A 25,082-nucleotide genomic window follows, 5' to 3' on the forward strand; every position below is an offset into this window, starting at 1 on the left:
ATATTTTCACAAAACTAACAGAAAAACGAGTATTTTAGTAACAATTACTATATGCAAAAGCTACTCGAAAATTACAACAGTATATTATTATTGCTATTGGGGATAACTATTGGAAGTATTGTCGGGCTATTTTTCCCTGACAGCATTCCATTTATCAAACCTTTGGGCGATATTTTTCTGAACCTATTGTTTGTTTCGATTATCCCATTGATTTTTTTCGCCATCAGCTCCTCCATTGCCAACTTGGAAAGCGACAAACAATTAAGCAAAATCATTTATTGGATGACTACCGTTTTTGTCATCACCATAGCCATTGCAGCTGTTGCAACGATTTTTGGCTTGTGGATTTATCCGGTGACCGCGATTGCAAACGATGCGCCTGTCGACAATAGTTTGTTGGCTGATACCAATCAAAATTGGGGCGACCGGATGGTGAGCTTTTTTACGGTCGGTGAGTTTTCGGAGCTCTTATCCAGAGAACATATTTTAGCTTTCGTGCTTTTTTCGGTGCTGGTCGGCGTAGCCACAAGGCGTTCCGGCGAAGCCGGAAAAACTTTTGTTTCTTTTCTGAATGCCGGGAATGAAGTCATGAAAAATCTGTTGATTATCGTGATGAAGTTTGGCCCTATCGGATTGGGCGCCTATTTCGCCTATCAAGTTCATACCCTAGGCCCAGAACTATTCGGCTTTTATGCGAAGCCTTTAGGCTTCTATTATGTGTTTGGAATCGTCTTCTTTTTTGTCTTTTATAGCCTATACGCGTACATCGCTAATGGACGGCTGGGCATTAGTTCCTATTGGAAAAATAACATTACGCCATCCTTAACTGCATTGAGTACCTGTAGCAGTTTGGCAACATTGCCCGCGAACTTAGCGTCCGCAAAAAAAATGGGCATTCCCAATAACATTGCAAGCGTGGTCATTCCGCTAGGAAATACCTTGTATAAAAATGGCTCATCCATTTCATCCATCGTCAAGATTTATGTGGCGTTTGCCATATTAGATTGGAATTTTTTCGAACCGACGACATTGATTACAGCTGTGGGCATTACGATTTTGGTCAGCATGGTTGCGGGAGGAATACCTAATGGAGGCTTTATCGGCGAAATGCTGATGATTTCTGTTTATGGACTGCCGAATGAAGCCATTCCTGCCGTGATGATTATTGGCGCCTTAGTAGACCCGTTAGCTACAGTACTGAATGCTACCGGCGATACAGTAGCGTCTATGCTAGTCACTCGATTTTCGGGAGCGAAATTTGAAATTGAGGAGCATAACGGCTAATATTCAGTCTCCGTAATGTAAAATTCCTGCTATAGACAAAAGCTTTCCGACAAATAATTTAAGAATAGCGCTTTAATGCCTCTAAAAGCCATAGTTTATTATTTGGAATAATTATAAATAGTTTCTTAATTTGTTTAAATTCATTGCTTCCATTCTCATTTTGTAATTTTGTGGTTGATTTTATAGATAAGGAAAAATGAAGAAGAGTTCTATTTTATTAATTGTCATCATTGCGGTAGCTATCGCGATGATTATGGTAATTTATACGGATTCAAGCACCTACTCGACATTCAGCGAAGCTAAAGAGAAAGATACAGAATTGTATGTTGTCGGCGTTCTAAACAAGCAAAAAGAATTGCATTACGACCCTGTTCAACATGCAAACCGGTTTACATTTTACATGTACGATAATGATAGTACAGAATGTCAGGTCATTTTCAATGGCTCTAAACCTCAAGACATCGAACGTTCTGAGCAAATTGTGCTGACAGGAAAAATGGAAGGTGATGTATTTCATGCGAGCAAAATCTTGATGAAATGCCCTTCTAAATACAATAAAGATGAAGTAGAAATCATCGAATCACAAGCTGCACCAAAGACAGCCTTGGCTAATTAAAACAAAACAATCTATTCTATATAATGGATATCAATTACGTTGGAGAACAACTTTTGTCTGGTAAAATAGGCCAATTCTTTATTATTTTATCTTTTGGGTCTGCAATATTATCCTTTATCAGTTATTATTTTGCAACTAAAAATCCCGAAATTACTTCGTGGAAAACATTAGGTAGAATTGGGTATTGGCTCAATGCGCTTTCTATTGTCGTGATTGGCTCAACGTTATTCTACATCATTTACAACCACCTTTTTGAATACCATTATGCTTATGCGCATTCGTCAAAAGCATTGCCAACGCATTACATTATTTCTTCTTTTTGGGAAGGTCAAGAAGGAAGTTTTTGGCTATGGATGTTCTGGCAAATGGTTTTATCATGCGTTATCGTATTCCGAGCTAAAACGTGGGAAAGCCCAGTAATGACCATTGTCATGCTGTGCCAAGCGATTTTGGCATCCATGATTTTAGGAATCGAATTTTTCGGAACGCGTATCGGGAGCTCGCCGTTTATTTTGCTTCGCGACGCCATGAATATCCCCATATTTTCTGACCCAAATTACCTAAGCTTAATTGCAGATGGAAGAGGGTTGAATCCATTGTTGCAGAATTATTGGATGGTTATCCATCCGCCAACCTTGTTCTTGGGTTTTGCATCAATGATTGTTCCTTTTGCCTATGCCTTCGCAGGATTGTGGCAAAAACGGTATAAAGAATGGATGACACCAGGCTTGCCATGGGCTTTGTTTGCTGTCATGATTTTAGGTGCGGGAATTATAATGGGCTCGTTCTGGGCTTACGAAGCGCTAAACTTCGGCGGATTCTGGGCTTGGGACCCAGTGGAAAATGTTTCCATTATTCCTTGGTTTACATTGATTGCTGCGGTCCATGTGATGGTGGTTTTCAAAAATTCAGGACATGGCTATTTCACGGCTACATTTTTGACTTTAATCAGTTTTGTACTCGTTATCTATGCATCTTACCTGACAAGAAGCGGGATTTTAGGCGAAACTTCAGTTCACTCCTTTACGAGTTTAGGAATGTCAGGCCAATTGATATTTTTCAATATGGTGTATTTGGCCCTGATGGTTGGTATTTTGATTAGCCGACGAAAAGAAATTCCATCCTCTGAAAAAGAAGAAGATATTTATTCTAGAGAATTCTGGATGTTCATTGGTGCATTGGTATTAACAGTGGCTTGCGTTCAAATAATTGCGACGACTTCGATTCCTGTTTTCAATGGCATTTTCGGTACCAAAGTAGCTCCTCCAATCAATCCAATCGCCCATTACAACAAATGGCAAGGTGCTTTTGTGATTGTTATTCTGTTACTTACTGCCGTTACACAATTCTTAAAATACAAACGTACGGATACTAAAAAATTCTGGGCGAGCACGATTGCGACTTTAGTTGTTTCGATTCTTGTCACGGCATTGGTTGCTTATTTTACAGAAATTTATAGCAACGTAATGTACATTCTAATCGCATTTGCTGGTATTTTCTGTGTTATATCAAACATCCGTGTTTTAGGCGATGCCCTGAAGGGCAAATGGCGATTATCTGGTTCTGCCGTTTCTCACATTGGCTTTGCATTATTGATGATTGGTGCGCTCATTGCGGCAGCAACAAACAAAGTAATTTCAGTGAACAGCAATGGATACATTGCAGTAGCAAATTTTGACAAATTTGAAAAACCAGGCGATAATTTATTCTTGAATGAAGGCGAACCTGTACAGATGGGCGACTATAGAATCACCTACATCGGTGATAGCGTTGCAGCGCCAAATGTCTATTACAACATTAAATACGAACGCATCGACGAAGAAAGCGGAAAGGTAAAAGAATCCTTTATCCTGCAACCTTTTGCGCAGAACAACCCAGATATGGGCGGTTTAATCGGTACGCCGGCTACGAAACATTATGTGAGCCATGACATCTATACATTGATTACCGCAGCTAATTCGGATTCTTTCGCCAGCATTTCCGGTCAGAAAGCAGACGATAAAACGGGTTTTGATGCATATGACGAACCTGCGACATATGAAGTCAGCGTGGGCGATACATTGCGTTACCGCAATGGCTATTATGTTATCGAAGGAATTAACCGTGATGCGACCGTCAACAATTTGCCTAAAGGACCAGAAGATGTCTTCTTTGGGTTAAAAATAAAAGTGGTTGCAGCAGACCAAAAAGAATTTGTCGCAGAACCTATCTATGCCATCAAAGATGGCAATGTCTATGACTTCAACAAAGATGTCAATGAGCAAGGTCTTCGTTTTAGATTTTCAAACATCTATCCTGACCGCGATAAATTAGAGGTTATGGTGTATCAAAAACCATTGCCTGAGAAAAAATGGATTGTCTTCAAAGCGATTAAATTCCCATACATCAACTTCTTTTGGAGTGGCACGATTATTATGACTTTAGGGTTCTGTATGGCTATCTATCGCCGGTTGAAAGATGCCAAAATCTCTAAGAAAATTGCATAATGAAAATTGTTCTAATCGGAAGTGGCAACGTCTCAACAGCATTCGCACATTTGTTCGAATCGTTAGGCCATGATATCCTGCAGGTTTACAGCCGTTCGCTAGACCAAGCCGAACGTTTGGCTGCGAAACTAGGAACTTCAGCTACTTCTTCATTAACGGACATTAACAAAACTGCAAATTTATATGTCGTCGCCGTCACGGACAATGCAATCGAACAAGTCATTGAAGAATTACCTCAATCCTTGAAAGGCATCGTTGTTCATACTTCCGGCGCGACTTCAATGGATGTATTGACGAAATTTCCGCTTTGTGGCGTTATTTATCCAATCCAAAGCATTTCCAAAGATTCTGATTTACGGTCAAAAGAAACGCCAATCGGCATTGAAGGAAACAATGAAATTGCAACAGCGCTTCTATTGGAAATCGGGAAATCATTATCCAAAAAATCATTCTATTGCGACAGCAAACAACGTCTAGCATTGCATGTAGCTGCCGTGTTTTCAAATAACTTCACGAATGCGCTGTATCAGGTTGCATTTGACATTCTAAAAGCCAACAACCTATCCTTTGATTTGCTAAAACCAATCATTGCGGAAACGGCAGAAAAAGTACAGCATCACATTCCAAAAGAGGTTCAAACGGGTCCTGCAAAGCGAAATGACCAAAAAACGATTGACAGGCATTTAGACTTTCTTAGCGGAAAACCAAATTGGGAAACGATTTACCAAGAATTGACCCGACTTATTAGAAATAAGGATACGTAAGAAACTTTTTTATAGAAAATAGGTAAATCGCCTATTTGCGATTTATTTCTTTCGTTATAACTGGTTTACTTCTTAATTTTGCATAGATTTTTTATTCCAAGTAACATGATTGAGAAAGATTAAGTTCTTTGCAAGAGTGGCATGCTTCTAGTAGACTATCAGAAGACAGAATCATATTTTTTAGTCAATTAAACAAGAACATAGGTTTATAAAATTCAATAATTATGCCTTTTAGAAAACTCATTTTATCCATAATATTAATCATCAATTTGATTATTATTTCGTTTGGAATAATTTTCACACCGCAATGGTTTTGGTTGCTGATTGTTCCTTTTCCATTGTTGCTGTTGGCTTTGTACAACAGTTTTCAGACGACGCACGCCATCTTGCGCAATTATCCAGTCGTTGGGTATTTCAGATATTTCTTAGAGGGCATACGCCCTGAATTGCGCCAATATTTCTGGGAGTCTGATACAGACGGTCGTCCTTTTAACAGACGTCAGCGTTCGATTGTCTACCAGCGTGCAAAAAACGAACGCGAAACCGTTGCGTTCGGTATGCAATCCGACCCAAATGCTATCGGGAACGAGTGGGTAGCACATTCGGTATTTCCTTGCCATATTGAAAATCATGATTTACGGACGAAAGTCGGTAATTCACAATGTAAGCAACCTTATAATTTGAGCGTGTTCAATATCTCAGCGATGAGTTATGGCGCCTTAAGCCGTACGGCAATTACTGCCTTAAATAAGGGAGCCGCTTTACAGAATTTCGCCCATAATACAGGCGAGGGTGGTATTTCAAATTACCACATCAACGGCGGTGATTTAATCTGGCAGATTGGTACAGGTTATTTTGGATGTAGAAACGAATTGGGTTATTTCGATGTGGATTTGTTTGCTGAGAAAGCGAATAGACCTTATGTCAAAATGATTGAACTGAAGCTGTCGCAAGGAGCAAAACCCGGTCACGGAGGTATTTTGCCAGCGGCAAAAAACACACCCGAGGTTGCCGCAATTCGTCACGTCGTTCCTGGAACGGATGTGATGTCGCCACCAGCGCATAGTTCATTTACGAATGCAGAGGAAATGATGTATTTCATTCAGAAACTGCGCGAAAATTCTGGTTTCAAACCCGTAGGATTTAAATTGTGTGTGGGCGATAAACAAGAATTTATTGACATCTGTCAAGCCATGCACAAAACGCAGATTGTTCCTGATTTTATTTCCGTCGATGGTTCTGAAGGAGGAACGGGTGCTGCGCCATTAGAATTTACCGATAACATCGGAATGCCTTTATATGATGCATTGACATTTGTTACGACTACGCTAATTAATTTCGGGTTAAAGAAACACATCAAAGTAATCGTATCCAGCCGCATTGTGACAGGATTCGATTTGCTTAAAGCGATTGCCCTAGGCGCTGATGCTTGTTATAGCGCTCGTGGCATGATGTTCGCGTTGGGCTGTATTCAGGCATTAAAATGTAATGAAGACGTTTGTCCAGTTGGTGTGGCTACGCAAAGACCGCATCTTTACAAAGGTCTTGATGTGGAAGATAAATATGTACGCGTTGCACAGTTCCATCGAAACACCTTGCGCGCAACTGTAGAAATCATGGAAGCCTGTGGATTTAAGACATTGGATGATGTGTCTGCAGACAAATTTTTCCGTAAAGTAGACAACCAAACGACATTGAGTTTTCAAGATATTTATTTCAAGAGCACCGGTAAGCTGGTCAACAGCCGAAGTGATTTTGCACCCGAAATATTTGAGTAATCAATCGCAGGCAAAAAATTCTTTGAGTAGTTTTTTGAATATTGGGTTTTGAATCGTTATTTTTAAAGCATGGAGAATTTTTTGCCTTTCTTGATTATCGCTGCTGGAGCAATCTACAAGATTTATACGGAGTATAAAAAAGAACAAGATAAAGCTGCGAAAAGAAATTTAAAACGGCCTGTAGCTCCTACAGCGCCAGCTCCTCCTGTTCAGCAAAGGCAAGCACCTAAACCGGTCGTCGTCCCTCCTGTTCAAAAACGCGAAAATGTAACGGTCAAAAGCCAAAAACCTGTTCAGCGGCCAAAAGTTGAAACGCGTCCGGTGACCCAAGAAATTCCTCAAGAAGTTTTACGTCTGCGCAGAGCGAAAGAACTGGAACGCAATAAACAGCCTCAGCAATTAGTCGTTATTGATGCAGATGATGAGAAAGCATTTGAATTTGATTTGCGCAATGCGGTTATTCAAGCGGCCATTTTGGAACGGCCTTACCGTTAATCGATTGAAATCGTAAATTTATCTGAATCTTTTAAGAAGGGTAAATTCTCACGCGCACTTTCCAAATCTTTCGGTTGTAGCGTGAACGTATATAAATCTTCGTCTTCAGGCTTGTAGTAAACAACATCACCCATTGGTGAGATGCACATAGAACCTCCCGAATAATACACTTCATTTCCATCATGCCCCACCCGATTCACACCAATGACGAAAGCTTGGTTTTCAATCGCACGTGCAGGAATTAGCGTACGCCAATGCGCTGAACGCTTATCTGGCCAGCTTGCCGTATAAATCAATAAATCATAGGCCGCATCCTGGTTGCTTGACCAAACTGGGAAACGCAAATCGTAGCAAATCATCGGGCAGATATTCCATCCTTTAACTTTAAAGATTACACGTGATTTACCTGCTGTAAAGACATCTTCTTCTCCCGCCATTCCGAATAGGTGGCGTTTGTCGTAAAATGTGTAAGTCCCATCCGGAGACATCCAGACAAAGCGGTTATAATATTTATCGTCTTCGCGAATAATCAAGGTACCCGCAACAACACAATCAAACTTTTTGGACGTTTCGAATAACCAATGCATGGTTTGTCCGCTCATCGTTTCCGCACATTTCTCCACATTCATCGTAAATCCTGTGTTGAACATTTCGGGTAAAATGATTAAATCCGTTTTCTCACGCAAAGCAGAAAGCCTCAAAGAAAGGTTTTGAAGATTCTTCTCTACATTTTCCCAAAATAGGTATGCTTGAAATATCGTGATTTTTATCGGCTCCATATGTTTGTTTGCGGTCTATTAAAATTTGTCAAAAAAGACAGTACAATTTAGCTATTTTTTTACTCGTATCCTAATCAGAAACTTCTTACCAAAAGCGAATTAGCCAGTTCAGATAGGTCCTTTTTACCGGATTCTTCTATTTGAATGCTATCCAAATCCTTGTAAGCTAAATCTGTAAAATGCTCTTTCAATTCGTCAGCAAGCTCCTTAATCTGGTACTTTGCATACAGCTCTTTTACCTGAGCAATTTTTTCTTCGGGCACGCTTTCCGTCGAGCTAACTAATGACTGATACGTTTGCTTATCTACGTCCTTCAGATGCTGTTGCAACAATACGTTCAGGATTGTCTTCTTATCGGCAAGGATATCTCCCCCAACTTGTTTGCCAAACGTATTCGGGTCTCCATATACGTCCAGAATATCATCCTGTAATTGGAATGCAATTCCAAGATTGACACCGAAATTATAAATCCGTTCAATGTCGTCTTCCTTTGCTGCCGCAATAATTGCTCCCAATTTCAATGCGCCACCCAAAAGCACCGACGTTTTCTGGCGAATCATCTCAATGTATTCTTCTCGCGAAACGCGTTCACGGGTTTCGAAATCCATGTCCAACTGCTGTCCTTCACACACTTCCAAAGCAACCTGATTAAATGTTTTCAGCAAAGAAGGAATTTTGTCCACCGGACAATTTGCTAATTCTTCATAGGCTTTGACCAATAAGGCATCGCCAGATAAAATCGCGACGCTCGAATTCCATTCTTGATGAACAGTATTCTGTCCTCGCCTCAATGGTGCATTGTCCATAATGTCATCATGAATCAGCGAAAAATTATGAAAATATTCAATCGCTAAAGATGCGGGCAACAATTTCTCATAATCTTTATATCCGAATAAATCCGCACCTAATAAAACCAGCATCGGACGAATTCTTTTTCCAGATAAGGATAAAATATAGCGAATCGGGTCGTATAAGTTCGATGGTTGCGCAGGAAAATTCACATCTTCCAGTGCTTGATGAATTAAAGTAGGAAATATTGCGTTTTTTACCATGTATTCGTTTTCTTTTGCGAAGATAAGGATAATATTTTTGCTGAAAGTGTTTGTTTAGATTCCTAATAAGCGAATTAATCATTCCTCTTTTTCAGCGAGAAAGCCTAATTCGGAAGCTCGTTCGCTGAAAGTCACTGTGACTGAAAAGTCTAGCAATCTAATCGTTTAAATTTTCGGGAGGAAAATGATTGTCTTTCTGTGGATTTTAAGTTCTTGCGAAGGAAATGAATTTGTTTTTAACGTTCCTCTGTGTAACTTGCAAAAGCATGCGAATCTTTATTATTCATAATTTATATCAGCACAAAGGAGGTGAAGATGTTGTCGTTGACAATGAATTCGAACTCTTAGCCACTTCGCATGAGGTTCAAAAATATACGGTCAAAAATGCCAAAGGCAGCAAAGGCCTCAGACAGTTCGCGAGCTATCTTTGGAACCGTTCAGAAGCCAATCGCATTACGAAAGAAATACAAGCTTTCCGCCCTGATGTCATCCACTTGCACAACTTGCATTACTCGATTGGTCCTTTTTTGATTCGAAGAATCAAAAAATTGGGTATTCCTTTGGCCATGACACTGCACAATTACAGATTGGTCTGTCCGTCAGCTACGCTGTTTCACAATGGGAGATTATTTACGGAAAGTTTGCAACAGTCTTTTCCTTGGACAGCCGTTCGCTTAAAAGTTTTGGACAATTCTTTTTTTAAGACTTTTTATACGGCATTTACCTATTATTTTCATCGAAAGATTGGCACTTTCAATTTGGTCGACCGCTATTTAGTATTATCACAATTTGCGAAGCAAACCTTGCTTTCTTCCAAATTAGGCCTACCCGAAGAAAAATTTGCAGTAAAGCCTAACTTTGTTCCCGAACCTAGCACGCACGCATTAGAAACTCCAAAATCCTTTATTTACATCGGACGATTGTCTGAAGAAAAGGGAATTATTCCGCTGTTAAAAAGTTTCGAAGGAACGGATTTTCCGTTAAAAGTTTTCGGGACCGGCCCACAGCAAGCCGAAGTCGAAGCGCTTGCAAACAGCAACGCAAATATTGTGTATTACGGTTACCGCGAGCATGCCGAATTGCTGAACCACTTGCATGAGGCAGAGGCATTAATCGTTCCATCCATCTGTTATGAAGGAATGCCAATGACGATATTGGACGCTTATGCGCTGGGTGTTCCGGTCATTGCTTCGAATATTGGTATTTTAGCAGAAATGGTCGTACCTTTATATACAGGTTACCTGTACGACCCATTTGAAAAAGCGGATGTGCTAGAGAAAGTCAATCTTTGGCTAAACTCTGAGGAATCTGACAAGCAACAAATCAAGCAGAACTGCCGTGCAGAATACCTCTACAAATACACTTCTGATTTGAATAAAGCACTATTGGAAGTTATTTATCAACAAGTAATTAGATAAAAAAAAGAAATCATGAGCATCATTATATTAGATAAATTAAATTTAGCTCCTCAAATTCAGGAGGTCTTGGAATCCATTTACGACCCGGAATTAAAACCTGCTAACATTGTGGATTTGGGTCTTGTTTACGAAATCATTACCAAAGAGGATGGTTTTGCTAAAATTGTCATGACGCTTACTGCGCCAGGCTGTCCAGTTGCCGGGGAAATCATGGATGAAGTACAGCGCAAAGTCGCCGCTATCGAGGGCGTGAATGACGCTGTTGTCGAATTGACGTTTGACCCACCTTGGACCAAAGACATGATGAGCGAAGAAGCGAAATTAGAATTGGGATTTTTGTAGGATAAGTAAAAATTCAAAAGTAAAAATTAAAAAACCCCGAAAGACTTTCAGGGTTTTTTACTAAAAAGGCACTTTTTATTTGAATATCCCTGCTCCGCGAAACTCTGTGGAATTAAAAGACCGCAGAGGACTCGGAGAAGGCACAAAAGACACAGAGAAAAATTGCAAAATTTATAACGCCTTTCCGCAATAGTTCCACCCCTTGGGGTTAGGGGGATTTAGCTCCGCGAAACTCTGCGACTTCTCTGTGAAACTCTGTGGAATTAAAAGACCGCAGAGGACTCGGAGAAGGCGCAAAAGACACAGAGAAAAATTACAAAATTTATAAAGACTTTTTTGCAATGGTTCCCCCTTTGGGGTTAGGGGGATTTAGCTCCGCGAAACTCTGCGACTTCTCTGCGAAACTCTGTGGAATTAAAAGACCGCAGAGGACTCGGAGAAGCACAAAAGACGCAGAGAAAAATTGTAAATTTTATAAACACTTTTCGCAATGGTTCACCCTTTGGGGGTTAGGGGGATTTAGCTGCGCGAAACTCTGCGACTTCTCTGTGAAACTCTGTGGAATTAAAAGACCACAGAGGACTCGGAGAAGACACAAAAGACACAGAGAAAAATTACAAAATTTATAACGCCTTTCCGCAATAGTTCCCCCTTTGGGGTTAGGGGGACTCAGCCCCATAATAATCCTTCAACGCTAAAATCTGTTTGGTATTCAAGACTTTCTTGAGGTCGTCTTCGCTTGCTTCCTTGACTTTCTTAACGGATTTGAATTCCTTCAATAATTTCTCCACCGTAGTCTTACCAATGCCGGGAATATTCTCTAAGTCAGAAACAAAGGTCTTTCGGCTTCGCTGGTTACGGTGAAAAGTAATTCCAAAGCGATGGGCTTCATCACGCAAATGCTGGATAATCCGCAAAGTTTCCGACTTCTTGTCTAGATACAACGGATATTGGTCCCCTGGATAATATAATTCTTCGAGCCGCTTCGCAATGCCGATAACGGTTAATTTCTTTTCGATTCCTAGCAACCGAAGACTTTTCATCGCCGCCGACAATTGCCCTTTTCCACCATCGATAATCACGAGCTGAGGCAAAGGTTCGTTTTCGTCAAGCAGCCTGCGGTAGCGACGAAAAACAGCTTCCTCCATTGTCGCAAAGTCATTCGGCCCTTCAACGGTTTTCACATTGAAATGGCGATAATCTTTTTTAGAAGGTTTTGCATCCTTAAAAACCACAATCGCCGATACCGGATAATTCCCCTGTATATTCGAGTTGTCAAAACATTCGATGTGGCGTGGCAATACATTCAAGCGTAAATCCTTCTGCATTTGCGTCAGCACACGTTCCGTTTTGATTTCGGGATTCAATTTTTCGTATTGATTAAGCCGTTCTTTCTTGAAATAAGCCACATTTTTCAATGAAAGGTCCAATAATTTACGCTTCTCGCCCAATTTAGGAACGGTAAATTTGATGGCATCGTTGCCCTCAATTTCCATAGTAAAGGGGACGATAATTTCTTTGGAGGTGCTATTAAAGCGTCCCCGAATTTCCGGAATAGCCAGTTCCAGCAATTCCGCATCGGTCTCATCCAAACGGCGTTTCATTTCTAAAGTCTGCGTCTGAATAATCACGCCGTTGACAACTTTTAAGAAGTTAACGAACGCATAATTATCTTCAGATGCAATACTGAATACATCCACATTCGAAATGGATGAGTTGACGACCGTAGATTTACTCTGATATTTGGATAGCTTCTCCAATTTAATCTTGAAGCGATGCGCCGCTTCGTAATTCATCTGCTCAACGGCTTCATTCAGCTGATTTTTTAAGCGGTTATTGACGACGCCAATCTTCCCGTTCAGGATGTCCTTAATGTCTTCGACATTCTGGTCATAATCTTCTTCGGACTGGTATGCTTCGCAAGGTCCCTTGCAATTCCCGATTTGGTATTCCAGGCAGACTTTAAACTTTCCTTTCTCGATATTCTCTTTTGACAAATGCAGGTTGCAAGTCCGCAATGGGAACAGCTCCCGGATCATATCCAAGACAATATGCATCATTCCGACGGAAGCGTAAGGACCATAATATTTTGATCCGTCCTTAATGTATTGGCGCGTCCAGAAAATTCGCGGAAAACGTTCGTTCTTAATGACAATCCAAGGATAGGTCTTGTCGTCTTTGAGCATCACGTTGTAGCGCGGCTGATGCTTTTTGATCAGGTTGTTTTCTAAAAGCCATGCATCGATTTCGGTATCGACAATCGTAAATGCTATGCGATTAATTTTGCGGACCAGCACACGCGTTTTTCCATTTAGCAAATGGTTGTTCATAAAGTAAGAACCTACACGATTGCGCAAATCTTTGGCTTTGCCAATATAGATCAGTACATCATCTTTATCAAAATATTGATAAACACCTGGTTTGTGCGGGATTTTTTGTAACTCTACTTTATAATCAAATGAACTCATTAATGGCTTTTAGCTTAACAGCAAATTTAGTCAGAATTTAAGGAATAATGGAATAAGATTGTTGTTAGTAGAGCTGCTATTTGGGGGAATCAAGTTTTGTTCGCAAAATTTTTGGAACGAGATGAGAGACGCAACACGGAGCGATAAATTTACCTATTGTCATTCTGAGGGGTAAAATTTTACTCGCAAAAATTTTGGAAGATATTGACAGTAAAGTGCTAATTAATTTTTTGTCAATATACTCCTAAAACAGTAAAGTATATTGAATAATGAATAGAGGTCGGATTATACTCTCTTTTAAAGCCTCATTAGAGGCTGAATGTTTGTAGAAATAATTAGGAGAATTAATGCGTGCCGTAGGTACGCAACGCAATCGAAAAGATTTATATGGCTTTAAAATAAATTGTTGCGTACCTACGGCACGCTATTATTATTACGTATTTTTTTCCTACAAACATTTTGCTCCTACGGAGCAAGTTCAAATGCAATACATTTTCCGCTCAATGTGCCGTAGGCACAACCGCTTTGTAGCAAACATCCAAGCGAAATATTTTGTGCCGTAGGTACAATCCTTTTCCAAAAGGAGCGTACCTACGGCACGCATATATTTATCAATTAATCTTTTTACAAAGCGATAGCTCCTACGGAGCAAGATCTATATGGCTTAGCCAGTATTAAATCTGTCATTGGTAGCGAAGCGAAGAATCTAACGCTTAAGCCTGATACTCTTCGTTTCACTCAGAGTGACAGTCAACATTATGAGTTCATACAGGGAAATCGCAATCACCAACTAACTTCTTTTAATACATGCCTTTTTTAGGATTTAAAAGCATATTACCGCAAAATCCAAGGGAATAAAAAAGGCGGACATTCTCTGTCCGCCTTGTAATTCTTTAAAACCCTAGCCGATCATCATCCAGCGGAGGATCTTCGGAAGTACCATGGAAACTCGAATATTGTGAACAATCCAGATTAAATCGGGTCAACCCTCCTGGCGGAAGTGGAAAATCTTCCTTCGAGTAGGTCAACGTATTGTCTTTGTATACTTTATTCATAAACAGTCCGAACACCGGCATTGCGGCAGCAGCACCTTGGCCATACGCCATGTTGCTAAAGCTAATGCCACGATCTTCAGCACCTGTCCAAACACCGGTTACCAATTCCGGCGTGATGCCGATAAACCAAGCATCCGAGTTATCGTTTGTTGTACCGGTTTTACCACCGATTGGGTTTTTCAATCCTCCGAAATTCGGATCCCAGCGCAGGCGTGAACCTGTACCTCCGTCAACAACGCCTTTGAGCATCTCGACCATCGCATAAGCTGTTTCGCTATTCAATACTTTTAATACTTTCGCCGCTTTTTCATAAATCGGCGTACCATTTTTATCTTCGACACGAAGGATCATCGTTGGTTCGATCCAAGTCCCATTATTGACAAATGCCGCATAAGCCCCTACCATATCATAAACCGACGCATCATACGCACCCAAAGCGATCGATGGATAATTTGGAACATTGGAAGTTACTCCCATCCGTTTCGTCAAATCCGCAACATTCGAAGCGCCAACTTCATTAATCAAATAGGCAGAAGCATAGTTCTGTGAATATTTCAGCGCGTTCTTTAACGTAATAGGATCACCACCTTGCACGGTTCCTCTTGGGCTCCAATTACCGTAGGTTCGTTGATGATTCGGGATTGGCGTACACGGCGAAATACCATTGTCAATCGCATAAGCGTAGGTAAACGGTTTCGCTGTAGAACCTACCTGACGTGTCCCTTGTTTTACTTGATCGTATTTGAAATGTTCGAAGTTAATACCGCCCACCCAGGCTTTGATGTATCCTGTTTTAGGTTCCATCGACATCATGGCATTGCGCAAAAATAATTTTGTGTAGCGGATAGAATCCATCGGAGTCATCACCGTATCGACATTTCCTTTCCAAGTGAATATTGACATCGGTACTTTGACTTGGAATGCTTTTTCAATTTCGGAATCCGAAAGACCATCATTTTTTAAGACGCGGTAACGGTCCGAACGTTTCATCCCTGAAATCAATAACTTCGCATTCTCTCCTTTAAATGCATCTCGAGTTTTCCATTGGCGGTCAAAATCCCTCTGCACTTTCATCATCCACTCTTTTTGTGCTTCTTCAGCATATTGCTGCATCTGGAAATTGATTGGCGTATAGATTTTCAATCCATCACGGTCTAAATCGTAAGGCGTACCATCTGCTTTCGTAATCGACAAGCGTTTGAATTCCTTTTTAATTTCATCTTTTAATACATCTCTGAAATAGGCACCTAATCCTTCGAAGTAGCTAGAAATGCGTAAGTCAAGATTTAAAGGCAATTCCTTGAATTTTGTAAATTCATCAGGCGTCAAGAAATGCTGGTCTTCCATATTAGCCAACACTTGGTTACGGCGTTTGACTGCATTTTCTGGATAGCGCACAGGCGAATAAATCCCAGGTCCTTTTAGCATACCCACTAGCATGGCTGATTGCTGTGCATCTAATTTATCCGGAGTTGTGTTATAAAATGTACGTGCTGCAGATTTTATCCCGTAGGTGTTTTTATATCCAAAATCAACCGTATTGAAATACATCGTGATAATTTCTTCTTTGGTATAATTGCGTTCCAAACGGATTGCAGTTACCCATTCCTGAAATTTTTGGATAATGCGTTTAAAGATATTTTTCGCTCTTCCTTCGGAAAACAAGTTCAGCGCCAGTTGCTGGGTAATGGTACTACCTCCCTGTTTATTTCCTGTCAGCGTATGAAAAATAACCGTAATTGTTCTAGAATAGTCAATACCTGAATGTTTATAAAATCGCTTGTCTTCTGTCGATACCAAGGCATGAACCAAATGTGGCGAGAGTTCGCTGTATTTGACATTCGAGCGGTTATGCACATAATAAGTACCTAATATTTTATTATCATCCGTGATGATTTCAGATGCCAAGTTGCTTTTAGGATTTTCTAAGTCTTTAAAAGAAGGCAACTTACCAAAAATACCAAGCCTAACTGCAAAGATAAAAATAAACGCAAAAGCGACAAGCCCAATAAGAACGCGCCAAAAATTGCGGGTATATCTTTTTATATCTTCTTCAGTAAGTTTATTCTTTTTTGATTCTCTCTTCATGTTTATGAATAGCTTTTACTATTGTTCTGTATATACTTGATGGTATGCTCTTAATTGAAAACTATCCGTCAGCGTATCCAAGGTTTCCCTCGTCACTACAAAAGTATTATAAATTTCACTAGGTATCTTCATAATATCACCCATCATTGGTAAAATTTTCGACTCAAAGTCTTTCACATCTTGGTAAGAACGAAACGTTCCAACAAGAACTAATTGATTTTCGTCGTTAACAGGCTTTAATTGATGATTAATGCCTGCTCTTGAAAATCGAGTACGAATAAATTGCCCAACACCATATCGGCTCGGCGACAAGTTTATCGACGGATTATTTACATTAATGACGAAATAATAAATGGCTTCGTCTGGAAAAAGCGCGTTGTCTCGGTATTCATTCGGACCAAAATCAATCGTTGGCTTAGCTATTTCCATCTGTTTATCCAGCATAGTCATTGGGGTATTCACTTGCGAACGATTAATGGTAACCTGCTGATTTGCCACTTGTCCATCCAACGTCGCCACCGACTTTTCAAGTTCTTTGACCTTCGGCTGTTCTTTTATGACAGGAATAAGTTCGGGTTTCTTTATTTCTTCCACTTTAGCAATCGGACGTTCAATTTCTTTCGCCGGAACAGGTTGTGCAATTGCAATGCCAGTTCTATAATCTCCCTTAATCGATAGCTGAGGCCAAGCGGTCATGTCCGGCTCGTCCACAAAAGCAATCCGGCTTTTATCCCTATCCTGCAATGCATTTACCCGATTGGCAAAATAATCTGGATGGGCATTCATAAAAGCGAGGTGTTCCTTCGCCAGCGGCTTGACTAACTGCTCGTCCGGAAATTTAACGACTAAGTTTTCGAGCGCAGCCGTAAAATCTTCTACACGCCCGACTCGGCCGATGGCCAATGCTTTTAGGTATTCAATCTGAGCAACCAGTCCCGAATTAGCAAATTGACCATTCAATGCTTTATCGGCTTCTATGACGACTTCATCGTGCTTTCCTTCTGAGTAAAGGGTAAATAATTGCTCAAATGCCAAATCAAGCGTTTTCTTTTCACGGTTCAATTTTTCCATGTAATTCGGATCCGAAGCAACTTTCGCATGTATCGAGTTCGGGTACGAGGTGATCAATTTTTGTTTATTGGATTGCGATTTACTTTGATCGATCCCATCGTACATTCTATATAGCGAATAGTAGATTTCCGCCGCAGCATCTGTTGCTGGGAATCGCTCGAGAAACTTTTCGTACGCGAGGATCGCATTAGTCGGATCTTTTGTGTAATCCCTATAAATGTTTCCGATAACAATCATGTTATCATGAATGATTGCGTATGCAGAATCGTAGGCCTCTTTTGTTTTGGGAATCGCCTGCAGATAGCGGTTCTTTGATTGACTCAGAAAAGCTGCTTCATCCAATTGCGTAGCAACTACGTTTGTCGAGGCCGGCGAGACAGTTGCGGCAGTGTTTACCAAAGCGGCCGTTTGATCCGCCGAAAACCGCCAATCGTCCTTAAGCTGTCGGTTGCCCCAGCGGCGTTTAAAATCAGAACTTCCAACTGACACCGCATCGGCATTATTAAAATAAAACAGGTCGTCCGCATAAGTTGAAGCGGTATTCGTATTGGCAAACGTGTTCTGAGATACGAATGCCGTCGAGGAAATTCCAGTACCTTTTGCATTTTGCTTCGCCAAGGCTTTTTCGCGTTCAATCTCGATTTTTTTTAATGCCAAAGCTTGCTGCGCGTACTCTTCTATCGTTGATTCCAATTGCCCTTCGGGCAATGAAGCCAGATGGATTAATGTATCCTGCCACAAGTTCTCTTCATACAATGCGGTCAATTCCGACATGTAAGCCAGTTTTCGGCGCAATTTATTTAGATCGGTATAGTCAGCCGGCAGAACAGATGCCAACGAATCATAATAATTTTGCGCTTTGGTGTAATGCTGTGTATCGAATGAATAATCAGCCAAAGTCAAGTAGGTTTCCGCACGCTGGTACATACTGCCGTTTTCGATTCGCAATGATTGGTTAAAATACTCGAAGGCTTTCTTCTCATCTTCTGCCGCGAGATACATTCGGCCAATTTCATACAAGATTTGATCCTTATACCCTTCGCTCTTTCCTTCTTTCAGTAATTTTTTCAGCGGCTTTACTTGCTCTTCGACCGACGGATATTGCGAAGCTTTTAAATAAGCAGCTTGCATACTCGCCTCAAATGACATATCATAAGCTACATTGCTTCGGGCAATTTTAGAGAAGTTAGCTTCCGCTAAATCTAGTTGTCCGTTCTCTTTGTAGAGCTGCGCCAATAGGAAGGTCCATCGGTTTTTATTTTTACTTTCGTGGTTAGTCGCTAAAGCTTGTTCCAGATACGGAATGGCTTGCGATTCTTCACCTATCCGGACAAAATAATTTGCTTGAGAAGCATTGACAAAGGTCTGCACTTGCTTATTATCTGTTGCATAGCGCAGCGCCGAATCAAGTGCAGCCGCAGCTTGCTCTAATTTTCCCATTTGCAAAAAAGCCCGTGATTTCCAAGCATAGGCCTTCGGCCGATAATCCAATTGCTCGGGCTCGTTGTTTTTGATCAGGTAATTAAGAAATTCGACAGAGGTATAATATGAACCTTTTAAGTAATTCGCTTGCGCAATGACATAGTTGGCTTCATTGATGTATTTGCTTTCCGTCTTTGTATTGATGACTTTGTATGCTTTGCCAATGACCGAATCCATCAACTTATGCGCATCACCTAAAGCTTCGGGTTCATCAAAAACAGTCAGGCGTACTTGATAATTTTCTTTTTTGCCTGCGGCAATGCTGGCCTGCTCTTGATCAAGCATGATTCCTGCATTGTAAAGAATATTATATTTGGAAGTTACATTTTGCATGAAACTATACCTTTTTTCTTCCTTATCTTTGGACGCGTCAGGCTGGCGTTTGGCTTTAGAGACGGAACAGGACGCTATACACAGGCAAATCGCAAACACAGAAAATAGGATTTGTGCTTTCTTGCCGAAAATAGGTAAGTATCTGAAAATCGTAGTCATTGAAACCACAAATATAACCAAAGCTAGCCAATTAATAAGAAATTAAGAACTGTAGTAAAGAGTAAAGAAACTAAACCCACATGGCAAAAAAACATAACGCAAGTTTATTCTTCATCTTTCTAACTGTCGTGTTAGACACCGTGGGTTTAGGAATCATTATTCCGGTGATGCCGGCATTAATAAAGGAGCTTATCAACGGTGATTTGAGCGAAGCATCGACCTATGGAGGATGGCTAACGTTCTGTTACGCATTTACTCAATTTTTCTTCGCATCTGTTCTGGGGAACCTAAGTGATAAGTATGGCCGCAGGCCGGTTTTGTTGGTCTCGCTTTTAGGTTTTTCGATCAATTATCTGTTTATGGGATTTGCGCACACTATTTTCTGGCTTTTTGTCGGACGTATTGTTGCGGGAATTACGGGAGCTAGCCACACGGTTGCAGCCGCCTATATTGCTGACATTAGCACGCCTCAAAAGAAGGCGCAGAATTTTGGTCTTCTCGGTGCGGCTTTCGGACTTGGATTTATCATAGGCCCCGTTATTGGAGGAATTTTAGGCCATTATGGCCCTCGCGTTCCGTTCTTCGCGGCAGCAGCGCTGAGCTTTTTTAATTTTGTTTATGGATATTTTGTCGTTCCTGAATCGTTGAAACCAGAAAACCGCCGTAATTTTGAATGGAAGAATGCCAATCCAATTGGATCCTTTCGTCACATTCGCAACTATCCAAAAATACTGCCTCTAGTTTTTTGCATCTTTCTGATCAATATCGCCGCGCATGCCGTGCAAAGCACTTGGTCTTACTATACGATGGAAAAGTTTTTATGGAATGAACGCATTGTGGGATATTCTTTGGGATTTATCGGAATTCTATTGACGATTGTACAAGCAGGCCTTATTCGCATTATCATTCCGAAGCTGGGATTGCCGAAAAGCATTATTCTGGGATTGTTGCTAACAGCAATCTCGTTACCCTTATTTGGCATCGCCTCTCAAACCTGGATGCTCTTTACGTTCAGCATCGTCTATGTACTGTCGGGAATCGCTGGGCCAGCGGTGCAAAGCTACATTTCGAACCTGACACCTGATAATGAACAAGGACAGATTCAAGGTGGATTAACTTGTGTCATCAGCCTTACGGCCATCATCGCACCGCCGATGATGACAAGCTTGTTTTCCCATTTCACATCGAAGAACAACGATATTTACTTACCAGAATCACCTTTTTATTTAGGTGGCATCTTAGCATTGATCGCAACTTGTATAGCAATCTATTATTTCAGTTCGCAGAAATCTAAACCTTCTTCTCAATAAGGCAAACGGCATAAGCAACGACTCCTTCTTCGCGTCCAATGAAGCCCATTGTTTCGTTTGTGGTCGCTTTGATGGAAATATCTTCCGTTGACATGCTCGCCGCTTCCGCCAGGTTATTTTTCATTTGTGCAATATAAGGTTTGATTTTAGGCGCTTCTAAACAAAGCATCGCATCGATATTTCCGATTGTCCAACCTTTCTCTTCAATCAATTTCACGCAATGTGTCAGCAAGGTCAGGCTGTTTGCCCCTTTCCACCGATCGTCTGTATTCGGAAAATGATAGCCGATATCTTCTAGGTTAGTCGCTCCTAAAATGGCATCGCAAATCGCGTGAGCCAACACATCAGCATCCGAATGGCCAAAAGCACCTGCATGATGATCCAATGTAACTCCGCCTAAAACAAATGGATGTCCCTCTTTCAATTGATGCACATCAAATCCAAAACCTACTTTAATTTTCATAATTAAGCGAAGATAAGAAGTATTCTATCAGTAGCGAATTCTAGCAAACATAAAATATTTTAAAATTTACCATTCATTTTCGCGTTCAAACTATTAAATTGCTTCTGTATTAAATAAAACTGATTAAGAAATATTTATTAGTTTTGTGTGGTCGATAATATACAATAGTATTTTGAACATGAAATTTTCAAAGTTAGTTACAACACCTTTATTTGCCCTTGCGATCGGCTTGTTTTTATTAACGTCGTGCAAAAGCAACAATAGAGGAAATGTATCTTCTAAAACGGGCGTTAGGTATAACGATCCCACAAATGGCGGATTACAAATCAACAGAAAGGTGAGAGAGACTCCCGGACCAGGCTTAATTGCTATTGAGGGCGGAAGTTTCGTGATGGGGGGCAGTTTAAATGAAGATTTGGGATACTCCCATGATAATTTAAAACGCAGAGTTACTGTTGCCTCATTTTACATCGATGAAACCGAAGTTTCAAATGCCGATTGGTTAGAATACCTGCATTGGCTTTCTCAGAACTTCCCTGAAGATGGCAAATTGTACTACGATGCGTTGCCAGATTCATTGGTTTGGAGAAACCCATTATCTTATAATGAGCCTTACGTCAATCTGTATTTCAGGCATCCTTCTTTTCAAGATTATCCAGTTGTAGGCGTTTCTTGGGAACAAGCGAATGCGTATTGTATTTGGAGAACGGATCGTGTAAACGAGCATATCTTGAGACAAAGCGGCGTTTTAAAAGATTACAAAGAGCTATCACAAAATCCACAAACTGGAACTAGCGATGCATTTAATACGGATTTGTATCTAAATGGACAAATCCAAGGACCAGAGGTCGATGGACGAAAAATGCCACGCAACACAAATGATCCAAATAATAGAGATGCCCGTCGCCCGGTTCGTATGGAAGATGGCATACTAAAACAACCTTATCGCCTTCCAACGGAAGCTGAATGGGAATATGCTGCTTTAGGACTGATTGGAACAACGGTTCAAGGAAATATTGAAGATAGCCGCATCTATCCATGGAGCGGATTAGGCGTGCGTTCTGGAAGAAAAAGCAACCAAGGCCGCATGATGGCTAACTTTAAAATCACAAGCGGAAACAACATGGGTGTTGCTGGTGATTTAAATGATGGCGGAGATATTACCGTTGCTGTGACAAGTTACACACCAAATGATTTTGGTTTGTACAATATGGCCGGAAATGTGAATGAATGGGTAAGCGATGTGTATCGTCAATTATCATATGAAGATTTTGAAGATTTCAATCCATATCGTGGACATGTTTTCATGGATAATCAATACGAAGATCCTGAAACTAGAACATTAGCGAAAGATAAATACGGCCGTCCGATCAAAGTTCCTTCTAAAGCAGCTAGAAAACAGACTTGGGAAGAATTGCAGGCTTCTAAAGCAGGGGACCCTGTTGCTGCTACAACCTACGATTACGATGTTCGTGGTTTTAAAGATGAAGAAGAAAATAATCTATACGGAAAAACTTCATTAGTCAATGACAAATCTCGCGTTTTCAAAGGCGGATCATGGAACGATAGAGCTTACTGGATGAATCCTGCGACTCGTAGATACATGCAACAAGATGAATCGAATGCAATGACAGGTTTCCGTTGCGCAATGACCATGGTTGGAAATGCATTCACTACTGGAAGAAGATAGAAAGTACAATCTCATATAAAACAACAAAGGCTTGCAGATTTGCAAGCCTTTGTTGTTTTATATCTTCTTAGAAAATTATCTCTTAAGCAGATTCTACTTCTTCAGAAACGAACTCATCAAATAATTCAGCGTAAGCTTCATAATCGTCATCTGACTTCGGTTCGAATGTACGGATGTCATTGTCATCAATATACTTTTGCAGTTCTGGACTGATGTCGCCATCTGCCTTCACCACTACATCTGTAAACGATAATGCACCTTTGTACAAATTGTCGTAACTAGCATCTCCATAATGAACTAATTTAGAAGCATCAATGTCTGCTTGAGCAGCCATGTCCGCATATTTTTGTCCTAAACCAGTCGCATCGAAATCTTCCTTATATAGGGAGTAGATTACTTTTGCATCCTTAAACGTGGGATCATCATGATAAACAGTTTTTAAATATGCTGGCACCATTGCAGAGAACCACCCATGGCAATGCACTACATCCGGAGACCACCCCAATTTCTTAACTGTTTCCAGTGCTCCTTTGCAGAAAAACAACGATCGCTCATTATTATCTTTAAAAAATCCACCATGCTCATCCTTGAAGATTTTCTTTCTTTGAAAGTATTCTTCATTATCCAAGAAATAAACCTGCATGCGTGCTGCAGGTAAAGAAGCAACTTTAATAATCAGCGGATTATCATTGTTGTCCACCACGATATTCATTCCCGACAACCTAATTACCTCGTGAAGACGATTTCTGCGCTCATTAATATTACCAAACCGAGGCATAAGAATCCGAATTTCGAATCCTTTTTCTTGCATGGCTTGAGGTAATTGACGTGTTATATCAGAAATTTTACTTATTTCAAGGAAAGGCGACATTTCGTGGGTTATAAACAATATCTTCGTTTTTGCCATCTCCAATTACATTTTTTTTATTAATAGAATAGTAAAATCAGACACAAAGATACACATAATAAATGATTTTTACAATTACCTAACGCTCATCCGTTTAGAATTCCAATTCATTTATGCAATTTTGCACCTTATTTATTTTACTGAAAATTGGAAATCTTTTACACCCAACAGGCGCTTGATTTATTTTTGGAAAAACAGCGAAATCAAGGCAAGAAAGTAGCATTAGTCCCGACCATGGGCGCGCTCCACGAAGGACATATTTCCCTAATCGAATTTGCAAAACCTTTAGCCGATTGCATCGTATGCTCCATTTTTGTGAATCCAACACAGTTTAATGACCCTAAAGATTTAGAGAAATACCCAAGACCTATCGAACGCGATATCGAACTGCTGGAAAATGCTGCTTGTGATGTTTTGTTCATGCCTTCGGCAGAAGAAATGTATCCTCAAAATGATGAAAAATGGGAAATTGATTTAGGAAATCTTGACCAGATTTGGGAAGGTGAACATCGCCCCGGACATTTTCAAGGTGTCACTCAAATTGTGTACAAACTATTCAAATTGGTAAAACCTGATATGGCTTGTTTTGGACAAAAAGATTTTCAGCAGGTCATGGTCATTCAGAAAATGATTGACATCAAAAACTTACCTGTACAATTAATTATTTGCCCTACAGTCAGAAGTGATGAAGGATTAGCTTTGAGTTCACGAAATGAACGATTATCTGCTCAAGGACTAGAAACTGCTCTTATCTTATCTAAAACGTTGAACTTTATTAAAGCTAATTTTGGGGAAGTGAATATTACGGAATTAAAAGCTTTAGCTATCGATCAATTAAACGCAGATAAAGAGGTGGCGTTAGAGTATTTTGCTATTTGCGAAACGACTACGTTGGAAGAAGCAAAGGAAATTCTTCCTGGTAAAAAATATGTCGCATTGGTTGTTGCTAAAATAGACCAAGTGCGCTTAATCGATAATATGCTTTTGAATTAACAGAGAACTGAGATTAAGATGGCATCAAGTTTCATAAAAATAAATAACT

General features: G+C 40.4%; 18 protein-coding genes. 11 read left to right on the top strand and 7 right to left on the bottom strand.

Features of this window, described 5'->3' with window-relative positions:
- Positions 1-51 precede the first annotated feature (51 nt).
- The 6 genes from C4F49_RS00375 (at position 52) to C4F49_RS00400 (ending at position 7,423) form a co-directional block, all read left to right on the top strand.
- A complete protein-coding gene (locus tag C4F49_RS00375) occupies positions 52-1,284 on the top strand; it encodes a dicarboxylate/amino acid:cation symporter (protein ID WP_196933850.1) in 1,233 nt (410 codons plus the stop codon).
- Between the two features lie 196 nt (positions 1,285-1,480).
- Positions 1,481-1,900, top strand: coding sequence for a cytochrome c maturation protein CcmE domain-containing protein (locus C4F49_RS00380; RefSeq protein ID WP_196933851.1), 420 nt, complete (start codon positions 1,481-1,483; stop codon positions 1,898-1,900).
- Between the two features lie 23 nt (positions 1,901-1,923).
- Positions 1,924-4,386, top strand: coding sequence for a cytochrome c biogenesis protein CcsA (ccsA, locus tag C4F49_RS00385; RefSeq protein WP_196933852.1), 2,463 nt, complete (start codon positions 1,924-1,926; stop codon positions 4,384-4,386).
- Complete coding sequence (locus C4F49_RS00390) at positions 4,386-5,150, top strand: Rossmann-like and DUF2520 domain-containing protein (protein WP_196933853.1); 765 nt, start codon at positions 4,386-4,388, stop codon at positions 5,148-5,150. The genes ccsA and C4F49_RS00390 overlap by 1 nt, the downstream gene beginning before the upstream one ends.
- A gap of 224 nt (positions 5,151-5,374) precedes the next feature.
- Positions 5,375-6,928 carry an FMN-binding glutamate synthase family protein gene (locus tag C4F49_RS00395; RefSeq protein ID WP_231388157.1) on the top strand — a complete coding sequence of 518 codons (1,554 nt, stop codon included), beginning with the start codon at positions 5,375-5,377 and terminating at the stop codon, positions 6,926-6,928.
- Between the two features lie 69 nt (positions 6,929-6,997).
- Positions 6,998-7,423, top strand: coding sequence for a hypothetical protein (locus tag C4F49_RS00400; protein WP_196933854.1), 426 nt, complete (start codon positions 6,998-7,000; stop codon positions 7,421-7,423).
- Here C4F49_RS00400 and C4F49_RS00405 read toward each other — a convergent pair.
- On the bottom strand, positions 7,420-8,202 hold the full coding sequence (locus tag C4F49_RS00405; protein WP_196933855.1) for an amidohydrolase: 783 nt from the start codon (positions 8,200-8,202) through the stop codon (positions 7,420-7,422). The genes C4F49_RS00400 and C4F49_RS00405 overlap by 4 nt on opposite strands.
- Before the next feature lie 74 nt (positions 8,203-8,276).
- Positions 8,277-9,254 carry a polyprenyl synthetase family protein gene (locus C4F49_RS00410; RefSeq protein WP_196933856.1) on the bottom strand — a complete coding sequence of 326 codons (978 nt, stop codon included), beginning with the start codon at positions 9,252-9,254 and terminating at the stop codon, positions 8,277-8,279.
- A 266-nt stretch (positions 9,255-9,520) separates the two neighbouring features.
- Here C4F49_RS00410 and C4F49_RS00415 point away from each other — a divergent pair, with 266 nt between their 5' ends.
- Together C4F49_RS00415 and C4F49_RS00420 are read left to right on the top strand one after the other, a co-directional pair.
- Entirely contained in the window at positions 9,521-10,672 is a 1,152-nt protein-coding gene (locus C4F49_RS00415; protein WP_196933857.1) for a glycosyltransferase family 4 protein, read from the top strand.
- A gap of 12 nt (positions 10,673-10,684) precedes the next feature.
- Entirely contained in the window at positions 10,685-11,014 is a 330-nt protein-coding gene (locus C4F49_RS00420; protein WP_196933858.1) for an iron-sulfur cluster assembly protein, read from the top strand.
- Positions 11,015-11,673: 659 nt separating this feature from the next.
- On the opposite strand, the gene uvrC is transcribed toward C4F49_RS00420, so the two are convergent.
- From uvrC to porW, 3 genes are all read right to left on the bottom strand, one after another.
- Positions 11,674-13,482 carry an excinuclease ABC subunit UvrC gene (gene uvrC / locus C4F49_RS00425; RefSeq protein ID WP_196933859.1) on the bottom strand — a complete coding sequence of 603 codons (1,809 nt, stop codon included), beginning with the start codon at positions 13,480-13,482 and terminating at the stop codon, positions 11,674-11,676.
- An 893-nt stretch (positions 13,483-14,375) separates the two neighbouring features.
- Positions 14,376-16,625, bottom strand: coding sequence for a transglycosylase domain-containing protein (locus C4F49_RS00430; protein WP_196933860.1), 2,250 nt, complete (start codon positions 16,623-16,625; stop codon positions 14,376-14,378).
- A gap of 18 nt (positions 16,626-16,643) precedes the next feature.
- Positions 16,644-19,670 (bottom strand): type IX secretion system periplasmic lipoprotein PorW/SprE, encoded by a 3,027-nt coding sequence (gene porW, locus C4F49_RS00435; RefSeq protein ID WP_196933861.1) that lies wholly within the window; start codon positions 19,668-19,670, stop codon positions 16,644-16,646.
- Positions 19,671-19,750: 80 nt separating this feature from the next.
- Here porW and C4F49_RS00440 point away from each other — a divergent pair, with 80 nt between their 5' ends.
- The gene (locus tag C4F49_RS00440) at positions 19,751-20,980 is read left to right on the top strand and encodes a TCR/Tet family MFS transporter (RefSeq protein ID WP_196933862.1); all 1,230 of its coding nucleotides are present in this window, start codon (positions 19,751-19,753) and stop codon (positions 20,978-20,980) included.
- On the opposite strand, the gene ispF is transcribed toward C4F49_RS00440, so the two are convergent.
- Entirely contained in the window at positions 20,961-21,443 is a 483-nt protein-coding gene (ispF, locus tag C4F49_RS00445) for a 2-C-methyl-D-erythritol 2,4-cyclodiphosphate synthase (RefSeq protein WP_196933863.1), read from the bottom strand. The two genes, C4F49_RS00440 and ispF, sit on opposite strands and share 20 nt — an antisense overlap.
- 178 nt (positions 21,444-21,621) lie before the next feature.
- On the opposite strand from ispF, the gene C4F49_RS00450 reads away from it, so the two are divergent.
- Positions 21,622-23,133 (top strand): SUMF1/EgtB/PvdO family nonheme iron enzyme, encoded by a 1,512-nt coding sequence (locus C4F49_RS00450; protein ID WP_196933864.1) that lies wholly within the window; start codon positions 21,622-21,624, stop codon positions 23,131-23,133.
- An 82-nt stretch (positions 23,134-23,215) separates the two neighbouring features.
- Here C4F49_RS00450 and C4F49_RS00455 read toward each other — a convergent pair whose 3' ends face one another.
- A complete protein-coding gene (locus C4F49_RS00455) occupies positions 23,216-24,040 on the bottom strand; it encodes a glycogen/starch synthase (protein WP_196933865.1) in 825 nt (274 codons plus the stop codon).
- 147 nt (positions 24,041-24,187) lie between these two features.
- Here C4F49_RS00455 and panC point away from each other — a divergent pair, with 147 nt between their 5' ends.
- Positions 24,188-25,033, top strand: a complete 846-nt coding sequence (gene panC / locus C4F49_RS00460) for a pantoate--beta-alanine ligase (protein ID WP_196933866.1) — start codon at positions 24,188-24,190, stop codon at positions 25,031-25,033.
- The last annotated feature ends 49 nt before the right edge of the window (positions 25,034-25,082 follow it).

Source organism: Sphingobacterium hungaricum, assembly GCF_015210005.1.
In the GTDB taxonomy this organism is placed as follows: domain Bacteria; phylum Bacteroidota; class Bacteroidia; order Sphingobacteriales; family Sphingobacteriaceae; genus Sphingobacterium; species Sphingobacterium hungaricum.

What these genes read in the sequence shown, in the direction of transcription:
- C4F49_RS00375 (WP_196933850.1), top strand. Translation starts at nt 52, where the DNA reads ATGCAAAAGCTACTCGAAAATTACAACAGTATATTATTATTGCTATTG.
- C4F49_RS00380 (WP_196933851.1), top strand. Translation starts at nt 1,481, where the DNA reads ATGAAGAAGAGTTCTATTTTATTAATTGTCATCATTGCGGTAGCTATC.
- ccsA (WP_196933852.1), top strand. Translation starts at nt 1,924, where the DNA reads ATGGATATCAATTACGTTGGAGAACAACTTTTGTCTGGTAAAATAGGC.
- C4F49_RS00390 (WP_196933853.1), top strand. Translation starts at nt 4,386, where the DNA reads ATGAAAATTGTTCTAATCGGAAGTGGCAACGTCTCAACAGCATTCGCA.
- C4F49_RS00395 (WP_231388157.1), top strand. Translation starts at nt 5,375, where the DNA reads ATGCCTTTTAGAAAACTCATTTTATCCATAATATTAATCATCAATTTG.
- C4F49_RS00400 (WP_196933854.1), top strand. Translation starts at nt 6,998, where the DNA reads ATGGAGAATTTTTTGCCTTTCTTGATTATCGCTGCTGGAGCAATCTAC.
- C4F49_RS00405 (WP_196933855.1), bottom strand. Translation starts at nt 8,202, where the DNA reads ATGGAGCCGATAAAAATCACGATATTTCAAGCATACCTATTTTGGGAA.
- C4F49_RS00410 (WP_196933856.1), bottom strand. Translation starts at nt 9,254, where the DNA reads ATGGTAAAAAACGCAATATTTCCTACTTTAATTCATCAAGCACTGGAA.
- C4F49_RS00415 (WP_196933857.1), top strand. Translation starts at nt 9,521, where the DNA reads ATGCGAATCTTTATTATTCATAATTTATATCAGCACAAAGGAGGTGAA.
- C4F49_RS00420 (WP_196933858.1), top strand. Translation starts at nt 10,685, where the DNA reads ATGAGCATCATTATATTAGATAAATTAAATTTAGCTCCTCAAATTCAG.
- uvrC (WP_196933859.1), bottom strand. Translation starts at nt 13,482, where the DNA reads ATGAGTTCATTTGATTATAAAGTAGAGTTACAAAAAATCCCGCACAAA.
- C4F49_RS00430 (WP_196933860.1), bottom strand. Translation starts at nt 16,625, where the DNA reads ATGAAGAGAGAATCAAAAAAGAATAAACTTACTGAAGAAGATATAAAA.
- porW (WP_196933861.1), bottom strand. Translation starts at nt 19,670, where the DNA reads ATGACTACGATTTTCAGATACTTACCTATTTTCGGCAAGAAAGCACAA.
- C4F49_RS00440 (WP_196933862.1), top strand. Translation starts at nt 19,751, where the DNA reads ATGGCAAAAAAACATAACGCAAGTTTATTCTTCATCTTTCTAACTGTC.
- ispF (WP_196933863.1), bottom strand. Translation starts at nt 21,443, where the DNA reads ATGAAAATTAAAGTAGGTTTTGGATTTGATGTGCATCAATTGAAAGAG.
- C4F49_RS00450 (WP_196933864.1), top strand. Translation starts at nt 21,622, where the DNA reads ATGAAATTTTCAAAGTTAGTTACAACACCTTTATTTGCCCTTGCGATC.
- C4F49_RS00455 (WP_196933865.1), bottom strand. Translation starts at nt 24,040, where the DNA reads ATGGCAAAAACGAAGATATTGTTTATAACCCACGAAATGTCGCCTTTC.